The organism is Bradyrhizobium zhanjiangense, from assembly GCF_004114935.1.
Taxonomy (GTDB): Bacteria; Pseudomonadota; Alphaproteobacteria; order Rhizobiales; family Xanthobacteraceae; genus Bradyrhizobium; species Bradyrhizobium zhanjiangense.
The window spans coordinates 607,421-624,343 of the sequence record NZ_CP022221.1; the positions used below are offsets into that span (position 1 = coordinate 607,421).

17 protein-coding genes are annotated in these 16,923 nt (G+C 64.5%); 2 read left to right on the forward strand and 15 right to left on the reverse strand.

All coding sequences use genetic code 11. The features are described 5' to 3' along the window. Window positions 1–61 precede the first annotated feature (61 nt). From XH85_RS02955 to proB, 9 genes are all read right to left on the reverse strand, one after another. Window positions 62–568, reverse strand: coding sequence for an RNA pyrophosphohydrolase (locus XH85_RS02955; protein WP_128930670.1), 507 nt, complete (start codon window positions 566–568; stop codon window positions 62–64). A gap of 82 nt (window positions 569–650) precedes the next feature. Beyond that, window positions 651–1,874 (reverse strand): divergent polysaccharide deacetylase family protein, encoded by a 1,224-nt coding sequence (locus tag XH85_RS02960; protein ID WP_128930671.1) that lies wholly within the window; start codon window positions 1,872–1,874, stop codon window positions 651–653. 333 nt (window positions 1,875–2,207) lie between these two features. Then, window positions 2,208–3,563, reverse strand: coding sequence for a S41 family peptidase (locus tag XH85_RS02965; RefSeq protein WP_128930672.1), 1,356 nt, complete (start codon window positions 3,561–3,563; stop codon window positions 2,208–2,210). Then, window positions 3,560–4,894, reverse strand: coding sequence for a murein hydrolase activator EnvC family protein (locus XH85_RS02970; RefSeq protein ID WP_128937073.1), 1,335 nt, complete (start codon window positions 4,892–4,894; stop codon window positions 3,560–3,562). Before XH85_RS02970 ends, XH85_RS02965 begins: the two co-directional genes overlap by 4 nt. A 32-nt stretch (window positions 4,895–4,926) precedes the next feature. Continuing rightward, complete coding sequence (gene rlmH / locus XH85_RS02975; RefSeq protein WP_128930673.1) at window positions 4,927–5,409, reverse strand: 23S rRNA (pseudouridine(1915)-N(3))-methyltransferase RlmH; 483 nt, start codon at window positions 5,407–5,409, stop codon at window positions 4,927–4,929. Window positions 5,410–5,503: 94 nt separating this feature from the next. Continuing rightward, complete coding sequence (rsfS, locus tag XH85_RS02980; RefSeq protein WP_091893134.1) at window positions 5,504–5,860, reverse strand: ribosome silencing factor; 357 nt, start codon at window positions 5,858–5,860, stop codon at window positions 5,504–5,506. Window positions 5,861–6,074: 214 nt separating this feature from the next. Next, a complete protein-coding gene (locus tag XH85_RS02985) occupies window positions 6,075–6,719 on the reverse strand; it encodes a nicotinate-nucleotide adenylyltransferase (RefSeq protein WP_164940256.1) in 645 nt (214 codons plus the stop codon). 20 nt (window positions 6,720–6,739) lie between these two features. Further along, window positions 6,740–8,035, reverse strand: coding sequence for a glutamate-5-semialdehyde dehydrogenase (locus tag XH85_RS02990; protein ID WP_128930674.1), 1,296 nt, complete (start codon window positions 8,033–8,035; stop codon window positions 6,740–6,742). A gap of 143 nt (window positions 8,036–8,178) precedes the next feature. After that, window positions 8,179–9,300, reverse strand: a complete 1,122-nt coding sequence (gene proB / locus XH85_RS02995; RefSeq protein ID WP_091893138.1) for a glutamate 5-kinase — start codon at window positions 9,298–9,300, stop codon at window positions 8,179–8,181. A 197-nt stretch (window positions 9,301–9,497) separates the two neighbouring features. Here proB and XH85_RS03000 point away from each other — a divergent pair, with 197 nt between their 5' ends. Further along, window positions 9,498–10,463: a Bug family tripartite tricarboxylate transporter substrate binding protein gene (locus tag XH85_RS03000; RefSeq protein WP_128930675.1), complete on the forward strand. Its 966-nt coding sequence runs from the start codon at window positions 9,498–9,500 to the stop codon at window positions 10,461–10,463. 44 nt (window positions 10,464–10,507) lie between these two features. Here XH85_RS03000 and XH85_RS03005 read toward each other — a convergent pair whose 3' ends face one another. From XH85_RS03005 to XH85_RS03015, 3 genes are all read right to left on the reverse strand, one after another. Continuing rightward, window positions 10,508–12,142 (reverse strand): alkaline phosphatase family protein, encoded by a 1,635-nt coding sequence (locus XH85_RS03005; protein ID WP_128930676.1) that lies wholly within the window; start codon window positions 12,140–12,142, stop codon window positions 10,508–10,510. Window positions 12,143–12,239: 97 nt separating this feature from the next. Beyond that, window positions 12,240–13,280, reverse strand: a complete 1,041-nt coding sequence (gene obgE / locus XH85_RS03010; protein ID WP_128937075.1) for a GTPase ObgE — start codon at window positions 13,278–13,280, stop codon at window positions 12,240–12,242. Between the two features lie 84 nt (window positions 13,281–13,364). Continuing rightward, on the reverse strand, window positions 13,365–13,847 hold the full coding sequence (locus tag XH85_RS03015) for a MaoC family dehydratase (RefSeq protein ID WP_128930677.1): 483 nt from the start codon (window positions 13,845–13,847) through the stop codon (window positions 13,365–13,367). Window positions 13,848–14,110: 263 nt separating this feature from the next. Here XH85_RS03015 and XH85_RS03020 point away from each other — a divergent pair, with 263 nt between their 5' ends. Next, window positions 14,111–15,025: a DMT family transporter gene (locus tag XH85_RS03020; RefSeq protein ID WP_128930678.1), complete on the forward strand. Its 915-nt coding sequence runs from the start codon at window positions 14,111–14,113 to the stop codon at window positions 15,023–15,025. Window positions 15,026–15,228: 203 nt separating this feature from the next. Here XH85_RS03020 and XH85_RS03025 read toward each other — a convergent pair whose 3' ends face one another. The 3 genes from XH85_RS03025 to rplU form a co-directional block, all read right to left on the reverse strand. Beyond that, window positions 15,229–15,822, reverse strand: coding sequence for a GNAT family N-acetyltransferase (locus tag XH85_RS03025; protein WP_164935160.1), 594 nt, complete (start codon window positions 15,820–15,822; stop codon window positions 15,229–15,231). A gap of 152 nt (window positions 15,823–15,974) precedes the next feature. Beyond that, the gene (rpmA, locus tag XH85_RS03030) at window positions 15,975–16,244 is read right to left on the reverse strand and encodes a 50S ribosomal protein L27 (RefSeq protein ID WP_128930680.1); all 270 of its coding nucleotides are present in this window, start codon (window positions 16,242–16,244) and stop codon (window positions 15,975–15,977) included. Window positions 16,245–16,346: 102 nt separating this feature from the next. Then, window positions 16,347–16,733, reverse strand: coding sequence for a 50S ribosomal protein L21 (rplU, locus tag XH85_RS03035; protein ID WP_128930681.1), 387 nt, complete (start codon window positions 16,731–16,733; stop codon window positions 16,347–16,349). Between the last annotated feature and the right edge of the window lie 190 nt (window positions 16,734–16,923).

The following is a 16,923-nucleotide window of genomic DNA, read 5'->3' on the forward strand; positions in this document are numbered from 1 at the left end:
TGGATCTTTCGTTGTCACTCCGGCGGTGCCTTTAGCATCGAACCCGGCGAGACAATTTGATTTACTGATCCGCCAGCGCGGAAAATTCCTTCACCACGCGCTCATAGACCGGGCGCTTGAACGGGATGATCAATCCGGGGAGATTCTTCATCGGCTCCCAGCGCCAGCTCACGAACTCGGCCTTGTGGCCGCCGCCGCCAGGCTTTTCGACATTGATCTCGCTGTCCTTGCCGGTGAAGCGCACCGCGAACCATTTTTGGCGCTGGCCGCGGTAGCGGCCCTTCCAGGCGCGTCCGGCGACCGTGCGTGGGATGTCGTAAATGAGCCAGTCCGGAACCTCGCCGAGGCGCTCGACCGAGCGCACGCTGGTCTCTTCATAGAGCTCGCGCTTGGCGGCCTCCCAAGTGTCCTCGCCGGGATCGACGCCGCCCTGCGGCATCTGCCAGATATGGGCGTCGTCGACATGCTCGATGCCGCCGGCGCGGCGACCGATGAACACCAGTCCCTTCGTGTTGATCAGCATCACCCCGACGCAGGTCCGGTAGGGCAGATCCTCGTAACGCGCCATTCCGCCAGACCCCCTCACATACTGTTGTCGGTAGGGCCTGAAGTGGCCCCGCGGGGGACCCGTGCCGTACCAATTCGTTGATTTAGCTGGATTTTGATTTCAGCATCGCAGTTGTCAATGGCACCAAAAGGATACCCCGGTCGCCCAAAGTCTTGGTCCAGGCACCGATGCGCTCGATCGAGACCGGCAGGGCCGAGGCGGTGCCGACGGCGATGCCGCGCTCGCGCGCCGTCGCTTCGAGCTTGTTCAGGGCGCGGTCGATCTCGGTCGGGGTCGGCACCACGTCGATCGCGATGTCGCCCTTGCCGAACGGCATCGCCTGGTTGGCCGCGGCCTGGGGCGCGATGCTGCGCGGCGAGGAGCCGTCGTCGAAGAAGCCGAGCCCGCGCTTGGCCGCCTCGCGGATGATCGGCTGCATGGCCGGCTCGGTCGCGATGAAGCGGGCGCCCATGAAATTGGTGAGGCCGGCATAACCCTGCATCCGGCTCAGGTGCCAGTACAGACGGTCCATGTTCTGGTCGGTGCTGAGCGAGGTCAGCAGCGTCTGCGGTCCGGGATCGTTGTCGGGGAAGTCGTAGGGCTCCATCGGGATCTGGAGGAAGATCTCGTGGCGCTGGGCGCGGGCCCGCTCGGCAAGCTTGCCGGGGTCGGATCCGTAAGGTGTGAAGGCCAGCGTCACCGCCGGCGGCAGCTTCATGATCGCATCGGTGGTCTTGGCGGCGCCGACGCCGAGGCCGCCGATCACGATGGCGACCACCGGCATCTTGGCGGCTTTGGCGCGGTCGGCATCGGCCGCGTAGACGTTGAACGGCTTCATGTCGCCTGCGACCACCGGGATCATGCCGTAGCGCGACTTCTCCAGCAGTTTTGGATCGATCCCGGCCATGACAGGCGGCGGTGCCGAAGCCGCTCCGCCCTTGTCGGTGGCCTCGCCCGCGCCGATCACCACGTCATGGCGTGCGCCGGTGGAGCCGTCGATCATGGTGACGGTCTTCTGCTCACCGGGACCAGCCTGCTTCGGCGCCTCCTTGGTCTCGTGCTTGCCCTCTTGCCTGCTTTCGCCGGCATGGCCCGAGGCCACCGGCTTTTCATCCGTGGCTTTGGGCTCGCGGATTGCGATCCGCGTCATCGGCTCGCCGCCGAGCGGGTCCTTGTTGAAGATGGCGAAGCCGGCAAAGGTGACCAGAAACAGGAGAAGCACGACGGCAAGCAGCTGCATGGCCGTGAACGGCAGCCGCAGCCGGCGTTTCCGGCGCGGCTTATCCTGTCCGAGCGGGGCGCTCAGATCATCGGCCGTTTCAGTCATGCGCGATCCCGAATCACTCGCAATGACGATACCACGCCGAGATCAAGCGGCGGCAGGCCGGGATAGGCCGGGGATGCGTGATCGAATCGGCTGCACCCTTGACGCAGGTGCGCTCCCCTCTCCCGCTCGCGGGCGAGGGTTGGGGAGAGGGTGTCTCCGCAGAGAGAGACTCCCCCCAGAGGAGAAAGCCCTCACCCGCACCTTCGGCGCGACCTCTCCCGCAAGCGGGAGAGGTTAGGAAGCGTCGCTCCTCCGGGGCCACGGGCCTAAGTACCAAGCAAAAAGGGCGGCCTCCTGGAGCCGCCCTTTGCGAGAGATTCGTCTAAGCCGATTCTAGTTCGCCGCTTTGGGCTTGTCGGCGGCGGCCTTGTCGCCACCCGGCGTGGGCGCGGCCGAGGCGCTGTTCTTGATGCCGTGGAGCAAATCGTCGGCGAGCTTGAGCGCCTTGTCGTCCTTGGCATCCGGCGGGACGTAGGACTGCGAGCCGGTCTTCTCGTCGCCGTCGTTCTTGAGGTGGCCGCGCAGCGACGCTTCGCCCTTGGTGTCGGTGCGGGACTTCAGCTCGTCCGGCACGTCCTGAAGCACTTCGATGTCGGGCACGATGCCCTTGGCCTGGATCGACTTGCCCGACGGCGTGTAGTAGCGCGCCGTGGTCAGCCGCAGCGCGCCATTGCCGCTTCCGAGCGGAATGATGGTCTGCACCGAGCCCTTGCCGAACGAGCGCGTGCCGACGATGGTCGCGCGCTTGTGGTCCTGCAGCGCGCCGGCGACGATTTCCGACGCCGAAGCCGAGCCGCCATTGACCAGCACGATGACCGGCTTGCCCTTGGTCAGGTCGCCTGCATGCGCGGTGCGGCGCTGGGTCTCCTCGGCATTGCGGCCGCGGGTCGAGACGATCTCGCCCTTCTCCAGGAAGGAGTCGGAGACGGTGACCGCTTCCTCCAGCAGGCCGCCCGGATTGTTGCGGAGGTCGATGATGTAGCCCTTCAGCTTGTCGCCGATCTGGTTCGAGAGATTGGTGACCTCACGCTTCAGGCCTTCAGTGGTCTGCTCGTTGAAGGTGGTGATGCGGATGTAAGCGATGTCGTCGGCTTCGACGCGCGCGCGCACCGAGCGGACGCGGATGTTGTCGCGCACCAGCGTGACGTCGAGCGGATTGTCCTGGCCCTTGCGAATGATCTTGAGCTTGATCTTGGTATTGACCGGACCGCGCATCTTCTCGACCGCCTGGTTCAGGGTCAGGCCCTGCACCGCCTCGTCGTCGAGATTGGTGATGATGTCGTTGGCCATGATGCCGGCGCGCGAGGCTGGCGTGTCGTCGATCGGCGAAACCACCTTGATCAGGCCGTCTTCCATCGTGACCTCGATGCCGAGGCCGCCGAACTCGCCGCGGGTCTGCACCTGCATATCGCGGAAGCTCTTGGCGTCCATGTAGCTCGAATGCGGATCGAGGCCGGTGAGCATGCCGCTGATGGCGGATTCGATCAGCTTGGTGTCATCGGGCTTCTCGACATAGTCGGAGCGCACGCGCTCGAAGACGTCGCCGAACAGATTGAGCTGGCGATAGGTGTCCGCGGTGGCGGCTCGCGCGCTGGAGCCCATGAACACTGCACGCGGCTGGGTCACGAACAGCGTCAGCGCCGCGCCGGTGGCTGCGCTGAGGAGGATTACTGAAGTCTTGCGCATCATCCGCGAACCTTCTCGCCTTCATTTGCGGCCCACCATGGGCCTGGATCGATTGGAGTGCCGTCCTTACGGAACTCGACATAGAGCACAGGTTGACTCGCGTTCGTGGCGAGAATGGAGGCGACTTGAGAGGTCGACCCCATGGTCGCGACCGGCTCCCCCGTGAGCACAAACTGTCCGATGTTGACCGAAATGCGCTCCATCCCGGCGATCAGGACATGATACCCGCCACCAGCGTTAAGGATCAAGAGTTGTCCATAGCTGCGGAAGGGGCCGGCATAGACCACCCAGCCGTCACACGGCGTTGTGACCTGGGAGCCGGGCTTGGTGGCCAGCGAAATGCCCTTCTGGACCCCGCCGACGCCATCGGAACCGCCAAAGTCTCTGATCTTGTTACCGTTAACCGGAAGAGGCAGGAGCCCCTTGGCCGACGCGAAGGCAATTGCGGGCGTGGTCCGGGACCGGTCCTTGAAAGCGGCCGGACCAGACTTGGCACCGGCATTGGCGCTGGCAGCCGCCTTCGCCTCGGCCTGCTTGGCCGCCTCGGCCGCCTTCTCAGCAGCCTTGGCGGCGCTTTGCAGATCCTGCTCCATCTTGGTGATCAGGCCCTGGAGATCACCGACCTGCTTTGACAGCATGATCGCGCGCGAATTCTCGGCGTCGAGGTCCTTTTCCCGCGCCGCCTGCTGGCGCTGCCGCTCGTCGACCAAAGCAGTGAGCCGGCTCTGGTCGTTGCGGACCCTGTCGCGGTCCAGGGCGAGCTGGTCGCGTTCGCTGGTGATGTTCTTGCGCAGCGCCACGAGCTCGCCGAGCTCGCCGGCGATCGCCTCGGCACGGCCGCGCAATTCCGGCACAACCGCACCGAGCAGCATCGCGGTGCGCAGGGATTGCAGCGCGTCTTCGGGACGCACCAGCAGCGCCGGTGGCGTGCGCCTGCCGGCGCGCTGCAAGGCGGCCAGCACTTCGACAATGTCGGCGCGGCGCGAATCGAGCGAGGCGCGCATCTGTTGCTCGCGGCCGTTGAGGTTTCGCAGCCGGGCTTCGGCTTCGTCGATCTTGGTCTCGACGGAGCGCACATTGGCGGCGGTGTCGATCAGCTGCTGATTGAGCTGAGTGCGGTCCTGACCGAGCGCGGTGATCTCGGCCTTGAGCTTGGCCTGCGCTTCCTCGGCGCTTTTCTGCCTGGCGCGGGCGGCCTCGAGCTCCTGCTCACGCTGCTTGATCGCATCGGGCGAGACGGCCGCGGTCTGCGGCGGCGTCGCCGTCTGAGCTTGCGCGAGGCTTACGCCGGCGAGGCCAGTGATCAGCAACAGGTTGAGGAGCGGCGCTCGCATCTTGTCGGCAAAGGTGCTCGTTATGACGCGCATCACGCGCGGTGATAGGGGTGGCCGGCCAGAATGGTGGCGGCCCGATAAAGCTGTTCCAGAAGCATGACGCGGACCATTTGGTGCGGCCAGGTCGCAGAGCCGAACGCGATCGCGAGCTTGGCCTTACGGCGCAATTCGGGCGAAAGTCCGTCCGCCCCTCCGATCACGAAGATAGTATGTCCGGCACCCTCGTCGCGCCAGCGCCCGAGATGCCGTGCGAATACGGTGGAATCCAGATTCTGGCCGCGCTCGTCCAGCGCCACCAGGATCGACTTTTCCGGAATATGCGCGCTTATCGCCGCGGCTTCTTCAGCCATCCGCGTCGCGGAGTCGCGCGCACGGCTTTCCGGGATTTCGTGGACGGTGAGCTCGCGGAATCCGAGCTTGCGGCCGGCCTCGTCGAACCGCTCGAAATAGCGGTCGGCAAGCTCCCGTTCGGGGCCCTGCTTCAGCCGGCCCACGGCAATGATGGCAACACGCATGATGGCTTCAGCGTCGTGTTTCAGGGTCGCGCGCATCAGGCGCGCGCACGACGCTACCATGCGCGTCAGCCGATTCGAAATCGGCTCAGTGAGCCTAGATCGCCTTCGCCGCCCCTGGGCCCTGCGTATACAATCGCTCGAGATTGTAGAACTCGCGGACCTCGGGTCTGAACACGTGCACGATCACATCGCCGGAATCGATCAGAACCCAGTCGCAATTGGGCAAGCCCTCGACATGGATGTTCCTGATGCCGTTTTCCTTGAGGCCCTTCGTGACGTTGTCCGCGATCGCGCCGACGTGCCGGTTCACCCGGCCGGTGGTGACGATCATGTAGTCGGAGTACGTCGATTTGCCGCGAAGGTCGATGGTGACCGTCTCTTCCGCCTTCATGTCCTCGAGGCGGGAGAGGATGAGGCTCAGCGTCTTGTCGGCGTCGGGTTGCGCCTTCAAGGCCGCAGCTTTGGTCGATGTTTTACGCGTAGGCTTAGCAACCTTGGGTAAAACAGACTTGGACAATACAGATGTGGCCAGGGACCATTCCTTTCACTGTATCGCGAACGCCGAATCCGACGCTCACTGGTTACACTACATCATGTGGGGTTAAGGCTTTCAATATGCCAGAGAGCCCCAAATCCACACACTCCGTCTCACTCCGTACCTTTTCTCACTTCGTACCTTTCCAGCTCCCGTCCGGGTTCCGCAGGCCCGTCGAGGAGAGATTCAGCTTCAATCCGGTCAAAAACACCCAGGCCGGCGCCGGCTGGTCCGCAAGCAGTGCTGCCTTGTCCTCGGGCAGGCGGTAGCGCGATAGCGCTTGGCCTGCGGGCGAGGCGAGGGCGCGAAAACTCTGCGGGGGGCGATCGATGACTGCCATCGGCACCTGGGCGGCGATGCGCCGCCAGTCCTGCCAACGGTGGAATTGAGCGAGGTTGTCGGCGCCCATAATCCAGACAAAGCGCAAGCCAGAGAAGCGGCGGCGCAAGATGTTGATCGTGTCGATAGTATAGCGGGTACGAATGACGGATTCGAGACAGCTTACCTCGATCCTGGGATCGTTGGCGACCTCGCGCGCCGCCTGCATGCGCGCGCCGAGCTCTTGCAATGCGCCGTTCTCCTTGAGCGGATTTCCCGGCGTCACCAGCCACCAGACGCGATCGAGCTGCAATCGCTTCAGCGCGAATTGGCTGATGGCGCGATGGGCCTGATGCGGCGGGTTGAACGAACCGCCGAGCAGGCCGATGCGCATGCCCTCCGTATGGGGTGGGACCGCTTGCGCCACGAAATGCGGCACGACGAATGTGTTGCTCAATACCCGCCCCGCGACGTTGCTTACGGCCGCGTCTGCCCGGTGCCGCGAACGCGATATTTGAAGCTCGTCAACTGTTCGGCGCCGACAGGGCCGCGGGCATGGAAGCGGCCGGTGGCGATGCCGATCTCGGCGCCGAAGCCGAACTCGCCGCCATCGGCGAACTGCGTCGAGGCGTTGTGCAGCACGATTGCGGAATCGACCTCGCTCAGGAATTTGTTTGCGGCGGTCTCATCCGCGCTCACGATGGCGTCGGTGTGATGCGAGCCGTGGTTCTGGATGTGCGCGATGGCGCCGTCGACGCCGTCGACCACTTTCGCTGCGATGATCGCATCGAGATATTCGGTGTCCCAATCGTCTTCGCTGGCAGGCTTTACGCGCGCATCGGTCTTCTGCACGGCATCGTCGCCGCGCACTTCGCAGCCCGCCTCGATCAGCATCTCCACCAGCGGCTTCAGGCTCTTTGCGGCTCCCGCGCGATCTACCAGCAGCGTCTCGGCGGCGCCGCAGACACCGGTGCGGCGCATCTTGGCGTTGAGCACGATCGACTTCGCCATGGCGAGGTCGGCGCTGCCGTCGACATAGACGTGGTTGACGCCTTCGAGATGTGCGAACACCGGCACGCGCGCTTCCTGCTCGACGCGCGCGACGAGGCTCTTGCCGCCGCGCGGCACGATCACGTCGATGGCGCCATTCAACCCTGATAGCATCATGCCGACCGCCGCACGGTCGCGCGTCGGCACCAGCGTGATCGAGGCTTCAGGCAGGTCCGCTTCGCGCAGGCCCTGCACCAGGCACTCATGGATGGCGCGGCAGGAACGAAAACTGTCGGAGCCGCCACGCAGGATCACGGCATTGCCGGACTTCAGGCACAACACGCCGGCGTCCGCCGCAACGTTCGGCCGGCTCTCGAAAATCACGCCGACGACGCCGAGCGGCACGCGCACGCGCTCGATGGTCATGCCGTTGGGCCGCTGCCAGCTTTCGGTGACGACACCGACCGGATCGGCAATGCCGCGCACGATGCCGATGCCCTCGGCCATCCCTTCGACGCGTGCCGGCGTCAGCGTCAGCCGGTCGATGAAGGCGGAGGTCGCATTGCCGGAGGCGCGGGCCTCGGCGACGTCCTCGGCGTTGGCGGCGAGGATCGCCGCCGCGTTGCCGCGGATCGCCCGCTCCATGGCTTCCAGCGCCCGGTTCTTCTGCTCCGGCGGCGCGAGCGCCAGCACTCGCGCGGCGGCGCGGGCCTTGGCGGCGAGATCGGACATCAGCGCCTGGAGATCGGCATTGCCGTCGACGGCTTTGAGGGGGGCGGCCATGGGGTCAACCTTCTGCTAAGGCGGTGTCCTAGCACGGAAATCCCGCGTCTGCGAAGGGCGGGGAGGGTATGGCTGGTTTCCCCGGTCGCGACGGGCTGGGTCGCGGGCCTACCCGGTCTCTTGCAAAAGGGCCGCTGCGGCCCTTACCCGCCCACCACGAGGTCGTCGCGGTGGATCATCTCCGACCGCCCGCTGATGCCGAGGATGGCCATCACGTCTGGGGAGGAGCGGCCCTTGATCCGCTCGGCGACCTCGGCGTCATAGGCGATCAGGCCACGCCCGACCTCGCTGGCGTCGGGACCGCGCACGATCACGGCATCACCGCGGGCAAACTGGCCCTCGACCTTGATCACGCCGGCCGGCAGCAGGCTGGCGCCGGCGCGCAGCGCCGTCACCGCGCCGGCATCGATGGTCAGCGTGCCCTTCGGCTCCAGCGTGCCGGCGATCCAGCGCTTTCGCGAGGTGATGGGATTGGCCGGCGTCAGGAACCAGGTGCAGCGGCCGCCATCGGCGATCGCCTGCAGCGGATGTTCGATCTTGCCGGAGGCGATCAGCATATGCGTGCCGCCTGTCGTGGCGATCTTGGCTGCCTCGACCTTCGTGCGCATGCCGCCGCGCGACAGCTCGGACTCGGCATCTCCGGCCACACCCTCGATCTCCGAGGAGATGCTCTCGACCACCGGAATCAGCTTTGCGTTCGGGTTGTTCTTGGGTGGGGCGTCGTAGAGGCCGTCAATGTCGGAGAGCAGCACCAGGAGGTCGGCGCTCGCCATGGTGGCGACGCGCGCGGCGAGGCGGTCATTGTCGCCGTAGCGGATCTCGTTAGTGGCGACCGTGTCGTTCTCGTTGATCACGGGAATCGCGCGCCACTCCAGCAGCTTGCCGATGGTGGAACGCGCATTGAGGTAACGGCGGCGCTCTTCGGTGTCCTGGAGCGTCACCAGGATCTGGCCGGCGCCGATGTCGTGCGCCCCGAGCACCTCCGACCAAATCCGCGCCAGCGCGATCTGGCCGACCGCGGCGGCGGCCTGGCTCTCCTCCAGCTTCAGCGGACCGCGCGGCAATTTGAGTCGGCTGCGGCCGAGCGCGATCGAGCCCGAGGAGACCACCAGCACGTCGCGGCCTTCGCGGTGCAGTTTTGCCATGTCGTCCGCCAGCGCAGCCAGCCAGGACGCCCGCACCTCGCCCCTGTCGGAATCGACCAGCAGCGCGGAGCCGACCTTGACGACGATACGGCGGAATTGACTGAGTTCGGGGCTGGCCATGTGTATTTGTGCTGGCGCTGGATGCGAATTGCTCGGGAAACGGCGGAGCGACGGCGGCGCCGATGAGTCCTGCTTTTGCAGCAGGACGGTGACCGGCGCAAGGCAGCCGGCATGGTAAACGGCGTATGTCGGCCTTGTCTCGGGCGTCCGCCTGGCTCTAATTGCCGCCAACCAAAATGGGCTGAAAGAGGAAACGAATGGATCGCCGCAAATTCATGGCCGGATGCTTGGGGCTGCCGCTGCTGGCGCAGGCGGGTGGGGCGCAAGCGCAGGCCGGGCTCACAAAGGTCATCTTCCCGTTCGCAGCGGGAGCTGGCGGCGACACGCTGTGCCGGCTGATCGCGCAGGAGATGGCGCCAGCGTTGCAACGGACCGTCGTCGTCGAGAACCGCACCGGCGGCGACGGCCTGATCGGCATCAAGGCGGTGAAGGGTGGCAGTCCCGACGGCAGCATGGTGCTGGTGACGACGGGGCCGACCATGTATCTGCTGCCGATGGTGGAGACGACACCGAGCTTCGACACGGCCAAGGACTTCATGCCGGTGTCGCTGCTGGCGCGGTTCGAATTTGCGCTGGTGATCAACCCGACTGTCGAGGCCGCTGATTTCAAGAGCTTCGTGGCCTGGCTCAAGGCGCATCCGGACAAGACCTCGTTTGGGGTGCCGAGTAATGGCACCATTCCGCATTTCATGGGCTCCAAGCTCGAGAAGGACCTCGGCATTCCCCTGACCCGCGTGCCCTATCGCGGCAGCGCGCCCATCCTCAACGACATCGTCGGCGGCCACATCTCGTTCGGCATCACGACATTGGCCGACGCTCTGCCGCAACATCGCGCCAAGGGTGTGAAGATCATCGCGGTCGCGAGCGCGGAACGATCGCCGTTTGCGCCAGACGTTCCGACGCTGAGGGAGAGCGGCATCGATCTCGTCGCGGACGCCTGGTACGGCATGTGGCTTCCGGCCGGCAGCCCGCCGGAGTTCGCCAGCAAGCTCGGCGCCGCCGCAAGCGCCGCGCTCGCGAAGCCCGAGGTGAAGGAGAAGCTCACCGCGATTGGGCTCATTCCGGTCGGGTCCACGCCGGAAGGATTGACGAAGGAGCTCGCAGCGAACATCGCCTTGTGGCAACCGATCGTGAAGGCGACGGGATACAAGATCGAGAATTGAGTCTTCTCCCTCTCCCCGCTTGCGGGGAGAGGCAAAGAGCGCCTCTACATCTTCGCGCGCTGTGCGATGCCATCCTTGATCGCCGCAAGCTCGGCTTCATCCCAGATGCCGATCAAAATGCCGCCCTTCACCTGCAGCTGGTTGTCCGCATAGGCCGCGATCTTCTCGCGCGGGGTGGTGATGTGGTCGTTCGGATGCAGCGCCCAGTCGAATAGCTCGGCCTGAAGCCGCGCGATGATGCCGGTGCATTCGGGGTCATCGCCGCGATCCAAATATTCGTCCGGATCGGTTTCGAGGTCGTACAGCATCGGACGGAAGCCGGAGGCGTGGATGTATTTCCAGCGGCCGTCGAACACCATGAACAGGCGGCAGCGTTCGATTGGCTGGTTCAGCTTCAGCCGCACATCCTGCATGGCATAGTCGTATTCGGAGAACGCCACCTTGCGCCAATCTGACGGCGTCGGGCCACGCAGCAGCGGCAGCAGCGAGCGCCCTTCGAGGATGTGGCCCGGCACCTTGCCGCCGAAATAGTCGACGAAGGTCGGTGCAAGATCGATCGCCTCGACCAGCGCATCGCTGCGCGTGCCGCGCGTGGTGTCGGCTTCCCTGGACGGATCGATGATGATCAGTGGAATCTTGGCTGACTGCTCGTGGAACAGGTCCTTCTCGCCCATCCAGTGATCGCCGAGATAGTCGCCGTGATCGGAGGTGAACACGATCATGGTTGTTTCCAAGAGGCCGCGCGCGTCCAGAAACTTCATCAGCACGCCCATCTGGTCGTCGATCTGGGTGATCAGGCCCATATAGGTCGGGATCACCTTCTCGCGGGCATCATCGCGCGCGATGTTGCGGGAGTAGCGCATGTCCATATAGGCGCCGAACACCGGATGCGGATTCTGCCGCTCACGCTCGGAGCGGATCACCGGGATCATGTCATCAGTCGAATACATGCTCGCATAGGGCTCGGGCGCGATATAGGGCCAGTGCGGCTTGATGTAGGACAGATGCAGGCACCACGGCCGGCCATCGGTCTCGGCCTCACTGATGAAGTCCATCGCGCGCCGCGTCATGTAGGGCGTCTCGGAGTGCTCGTCTGGCACGCGCGCGGCCTTGTCGGCATGCACCAGCAGCCACCCATTCTGCAAGCTACCGTCGTCCGCCGCGCCGGAATTGGCCCAATGCTCCCAGGGATTGGTGGCCTCAAAACCCTGCTGGCGCAGATACTCGTCGTATTTCGGCCGCGGCCGGCCGGTCGGATGCAGGCCGTCGTCACGCTCATAGGGCTCGAAGCCGCATTCGGCGACATGCACGCCGATGATCGATTCCGGGGGGATACCGAGCGCCTTCATGCCCTCGAGGTCGGGCGCCATATGGGTCTTGCCAACCAGCACGTTGCGCACGCCGATCTTGCCCAGGTGATCGCCGAGCGTCGGCTCGCCGACACGCAGCGGCCAGCCGTTCCAGTGCGAGCCGTGCGAGCGCATGTAGCGCCCGGTATAGAACGACATCCGCGACGGGCCGCAGATCGGCGACTGCACGTAAGCCTTGCTGAAAAGCACGCCACGCTTGGCCATGGCGTCGATGTTCGGCGTCTTCAGCGTGGGATGGCCGGTGCAGCCGAGATAGTCATAGCGAAGCTGGTCGCACATGATCCAGAGAACGTTCTTCGCGCGCGCCATGCGTCTCGCTCCGTACTTCGTTTGCCGGATATTGCGCTATTGATGGCGCGAAGAAAACCTCTCCCGAAGGGAGAGGTGTCGAGAGAGTGTCGTCTTACTACGCCGACCACGGCTCCGCTTCAGCGGCGCTTTTCGCCTTGGCGGAGACCGGGCTCTCGCCGATCACGCCGGCCAGCGCGCGCAGCGCTTCCTTGACGCCCTGGCCGGTCGCGCCGGACAGCAGCAGTGGCGTCTTCTTGGCGGCGCGCTTCAGGCGGTCCTTCTGCTTCTTCAATTCGTCCGGCTCGACCGCATCGATCTTGTTGAGCGCGACGATCTCGATCTTGTCGGTGAGCTGGCCGCCATAGGCCTCCAGCTCCGTCCGCACCGTCTTGTAGGCCTTGCCGGCGTGCTCGCTCGTCGCATCGACGAGATGCAGCAGCACGCGGCAGCGTTCGACATGGCCGAGGAAGCGGTCGCCGAGGCCGGCGCCTTCATGCGCGCCTTCGATGAGACCCGGAATGTCCGCCAGCACGAATTCGCGGCCGTCGGCATTCACGACGCCGAGCTGCGGATGCAGCGTGGTGAAGGGATAGTCGGCGATCTTCGGCTTTGCCGCGCTGACCTTGCTGAGGAAGGTCGACTTGCCGGCATTGGGCAGGCCGACGACGCCCGCATCCGCGATCAATTTCAGCCGCAGCCAGATCCAGCGCTCTTCGCCCACTTGGCCGGGATTGGCGTTGCGCGGCGCGCGGTTGGTCGACGATTTGAAATGCGCGTTGCCGAAGCCGCCATTGCCGCCCTCGGCCAGCACGAATTTTTCGCCGACCTTGGTGAAGTCGTGGATCAGCGTCTCGCGGTCTTCGTCGAAGATCTGCGTGCCGACCGGAACCTTCAGCACGATGTTCTTGCCGTTGGCGCCGTGGCGGTCCGAGCCCATGCCATTCTCGCCCTTCTGGGCCTTGAAATGCTGCTGGTAGCGGTAGTCGATCAGCGTGTTGAGGCCGTCGGCGACCTCGATGATCACATTGCCGCCGCGGCCGCCATTGCCGCCGGAGGGGCCGCCGAATTCGATGAACTTCTCGCGGCGGAACGCCACGCAGCCGTTCCCGCCGTCACCGGAGCGGATATAGACCTTTGCTTCGTCGAGGAATTTCATGGGCCATAGGTAGGCCAGCTCGCCCGGCCCGGCAACCCGAATTGACCCGTGCATCGGCGGAAATTCCGCGATTTTGGGGCGTGCTTAACCTGCGGGCCTTTTCCGGATCAGGAATTTCTGCGTGCCCTCCAGCACCAGCTCCTTGCGCTGGTTGAACACGGTGCTTTTGAGCGTGACAACACCGGTCGTGCGACCCGGCACCAGCTCGGTGACTTCGAGCGCGGGATAAAGGGTGTCGTCGGCGAACACGGGATTGAGAAACCGGCTTGACTGCTCGAGGAAGCCGACCAGGGATTCCTCGACCATGAACGGAAACAGGCCGGCACCGGGCGCGGTGTGGATCAAGGTCTGGAAGCCGTGGGCGAGCAGATGCGGCATGCCGCGGGCGCGACAATATTCCACGTCGTAGTGCACCGGATGGGTGTCGCCGCTTGCGGTCTGGAATGCCGCGAACACGGCGGAAGTCTGAGTGCGGCTCGGCAGCACGAAACGCTCGCCGAGGATGAAATCCTCAAACCAGCGTTGCGTTGGGATCATGCGATGCTGGGAGGGATCGAAATCGGTCATGCCGCGTCCTTTCGTCGGTATGAGTTCTATCGCTACCGCGATGCGAAGAGTGCGACAATCCGTTCAATTCGGCGCAAGTGGGCTTGTCCAGCGCGCCTGCGTCATTAAAACGACCGAAGCGACACTACTCGCCGTTTTTCGACGCTTCCTCCGCTCGTCATTGCGAGCGAAGCGAAGCGATCCAGACTGCTTCCGTGGAAACAGTCTGGATTGCTTCGTCGCAACAGCTCCTCGCAATGACGGGTCTTCCACGAACGACAGCAATGCCCTTCTTCAAGAATCTCTCCGCCTATGACGACCGCTCGGCACGGCTGGCCGGCATCGCCTTGATGGTGCTGTCGATCTTCATGTTCTCGTTCGGCGACGCCATGGGCAAGTTCCTGGTCGGCACCTATTCGGTGGGGCAGCTCTTGTTCCTGCGCGCCTGCGCGGCGCTGCTCTTGCTGTCGCCGCTGATCTGGCGGCAGCGTCACCACTTCCTGCAGCTGGAGCGGCCGCGCCTGCAGTTGTTTCGCGTCGTGCTGTCGACGCTGGAGGTGGCTGCCTTCTTCCTCGCGACCGTCTATCTGCCGCTCGCCGACGTCATCACCTATTATCTGGCCGGTCCGATCTTCGTCACCGCGATGTCGGCGATCTTTTTGGGCGAGAAGGTCGGCTGGCGGCGCTGGACCGCCATCCTGATCGGTTTCTGCGGCGTCTTGATCGCGCTGCGGCCGTCCGCGCAGACTGTCAGCCTGCCGGCACTGATCGCGCTCGGCGGCAGTCTCTCCTTCGCAACGCTGATGCTGATCACGCGCAGCCTGCGCAAGACGCCCGATATCGTGATGGCGTCCTCGCAATTCATCGGCACGTTTTCGCTGGGTGCCGTGCTCTCGGCATTTCACTGGGTGCCGCCGACATCGGGCAGCCTCGTGATCTTCGCGCTTGCGGGATGCGTCTCGGTCACCGCGCTGTTCTGCGTCAACCGCTCGCTGAAGCTCGCGCCGGCCAGTGTCGTGGTGCCCTACCAATATTCGATGATCGTCTGGGCGGTGATCTTCGGCTTCGTCGTGTTCGGCGACGTGCCTGAAGTCGCCACCATCGTCGGCGCCGCTATCATCATCGGCGCGGGATTCTATATTTACTTGCGGGAACGCGATTTGGGGCGTGAGAACGCCGAGGTGAATCCGCCCGCTTAGCTCTTACCCTCCCTGGAGGGCCCTGGAGGGGGGATGTCGCTCGCGCGCCGTGCGAGCGGGGTGACAGTCTTTTCGCGAAGATGGTGCTTGGATTGGCGGTGGTGGGTGAGACCATTGCTGTGGCTTCACCCCACCCCGCTGCGCATTCCGCTTCGCTGCATGCGCATCGACCCTCCCCCTCCAGGGGAGGGTGATCGGTGCACCTACCTCATCCGCCTCGCACTGCTCCAGCTCTTCAGCGACGCCCACACACCGCGTGACAGGCGGAAGCAATCGACGGGCGTGGACGATCCCAGCGCCAGGAAGCGGTGCAGCTGGACGCCGCTCCACTGGAAGCCGCACTTCTCCAGCACCTTGCGCGAGGCCGGGTTGGTGACGCGCGCGCCGGCATAGAGATGGTCGTCCTCGAACTCCTCGAAGAAGAAGTCGATCGCGCCGCGTGCGGCCTCGGTGGCAAAGCCCTGGCCCCAATGCTCGACGCCGAGCCAGTAGCCGAGCTCGGCATTGTCCGGCGTGGAGCAGTCGATGCCGACCATGCCGATCGGCCCGCTGTCGTGCTCGATCAGGAACACGGTCTCGCTGCCGAGCGCGGCGGTGGCGCGGATGAATTCAACGGCGTCGTCCTGCGAATAGGGATGCGGCAGGCGGCGGGTGTTTTCTGCGATGCGGCGGTCGTTGGCGAGCCGGGCGATGGTCCTGACGTCGGCGAGTGTCGGCCGCCGCAAGGTCAGCCGCTCGGTGGCGACGACACTCGGTCTCGCCTCCTGCAAGGTCACGCTCGAGAAATCCTGCAACATGTCCGGCTCCTGGAAAGTCACTAAGTCAAAGTGAGCAAGTCAAAGAAAAGGGGAGGCCGGTTTCCCGCCTCCCCTGGAGCCTTCGATCTCTATGATCTCTAGGACTCCGCCGGTTTGGTCAGGACCCGGCGGATTCCCATTTGATCCGCCGTCTATTCAGCCGCCTCTGCGATCGGGAGCACCGATACGAAGGTGCGGCCCTTGGCTTTGGCCTGGAACGAAACACGACCTTCGACCTTGGCGAACAAAGTGTGGTCCGTGCCCATGCCGACATTAAGGCCGGGGTGCCAGGTGGTGCCGCGCTGACGCGCAATGATGTTGCCGGGAGCGACGATCTCCCCGCCGAACGCCTTGATGCCGAGGCGCTTGCCCTTGGAATCGCGTCCGTTACGCGATGAACCGCCTGCTTTTTTGTGAGCCATGGCTCGTCTCCGAAATCCTACGTATGTCTAGATCAATTCCTTGACGGAATCATTTCACGATTTCTCACGCATCAATTCGTGAATTGGCGTGATCAAATCTCGTTATTCGGCGGCTTCCTTCGCGGCTTCCTTGGCCACCTTCTCCTTCTTCGGACGCGGGCCCTTGGTGGGCTTGGCGCCGTCGGTCAGGATCTCGCTGACACGCAGCACCGTGATCTCGTCGCGGTAGCCGCGCTTGCGGCGCGAGTTCTTGCGGCGGCGCTTCTTGAACGCGATGACCTTCGGTCCGCGCTTGTGGTCGAGCACCTCGACCGCAACGGACGCGCCTGCGACCGTCGGGACGCCCAGGACCGGCGTGTCGCCGCCGACCACCAGAACTTCATTCAACTGCACGATCGTGCCGACTTCGCCGGCGATCTTGCCTACTTCGAGAACATCATCCGGCACGACGCGGTATTGCTTGCCGCCGGTTTTGATGACTGCGAACATCTTTTTTTTCCTTCGTGTTCAATCCCGGCCTCGCGACAGTTTGTCGGGGCCGGCTTTTTGTCAGTCGCTACGGGTTTATGCGAGTTTTGTGCGGGCGGGAGTTATCCCTTTGAAAACCCACGCAAAAGCAAGCGGCGCGAGAAACGCCCCGCGCCGGCTGTGGGACTTATAGCCGCCGGACGCCGCAAGT

What these genes read in the sequence shown, in the direction of transcription:
- XH85_RS02965 (WP_128930672.1), bottom strand. Translation starts at nt 3,563, where the DNA reads ATGATGCGCAAGACTTCAGTAATCCTCCTCAGCGCAGCCACCGGCGCG.
- obgE (WP_128937075.1), bottom strand. Translation starts at nt 13,280, where the DNA reads ATGAAATTCCTCGACGAAGCAAAGGTCTATATCCGCTCCGGTGACGGC.
- rplU (WP_128930681.1), bottom strand. Translation starts at nt 16,733, where the DNA reads ATGTTCGCAGTCATCAAAACCGGCGGCAAGCAATACCGCGTCGTGCCG.
- proB (WP_091893138.1), bottom strand. Translation starts at nt 9,300, where the DNA reads ATGGCCAGCCCCGAACTCAGTCAATTCCGCCGTATCGTCGTCAAGGTC.
- XH85_RS02970 (WP_128937073.1), bottom strand. Translation starts at nt 4,894, where the DNA reads ATGCGAGCGCCGCTCCTCAACCTGTTGCTGATCACTGGCCTCGCCGGC.
- XH85_RS03025 (WP_164935160.1), bottom strand. Translation starts at nt 15,822, where the DNA reads ATGTTGCAGGATTTCTCGAGCGTGACCTTGCAGGAGGCGAGACCGAGT.
- XH85_RS03015 (WP_128930677.1), bottom strand. Translation starts at nt 13,847, where the DNA reads ATGACCGATTTCGATCCCTCCCAGCATCGCATGATCCCAACGCAACGC.
- rpmA (WP_128930680.1), bottom strand. Translation starts at nt 16,244, where the DNA reads ATGGCTCACAAAAAAGCAGGCGGTTCATCGCGTAACGGACGCGATTCC.
- XH85_RS03020 (WP_128930678.1), top strand. Translation starts at nt 14,111, where the DNA reads ATGCCCTTCTTCAAGAATCTCTCCGCCTATGACGACCGCTCGGCACGG.
- rlmH (WP_128930673.1), bottom strand. Translation starts at nt 5,409, where the DNA reads ATGCGTGTTGCCATCATTGCCGTGGGCCGGCTGAAGCAGGGCCCCGAA.
- XH85_RS02960 (WP_128930671.1), bottom strand. Translation starts at nt 1,874, where the DNA reads ATGACTGAAACGGCCGATGATCTGAGCGCCCCGCTCGGACAGGATAAG.
- XH85_RS02955 (WP_128930670.1), bottom strand. Translation starts at nt 568, where the DNA reads ATGGCGCGTTACGAGGATCTGCCCTACCGGACCTGCGTCGGGGTGATG.
- XH85_RS02990 (WP_128930674.1), bottom strand. Translation starts at nt 8,035, where the DNA reads ATGGCCGCCCCCCTCAAAGCCGTCGACGGCAATGCCGATCTCCAGGCG.
- XH85_RS03000 (WP_128930675.1), top strand. Translation starts at nt 9,498, where the DNA reads ATGGATCGCCGCAAATTCATGGCCGGATGCTTGGGGCTGCCGCTGCTG.
- XH85_RS03005 (WP_128930676.1), bottom strand. Translation starts at nt 12,142, where the DNA reads ATGGCGCGCGCGAAGAACGTTCTCTGGATCATGTGCGACCAGCTTCGC.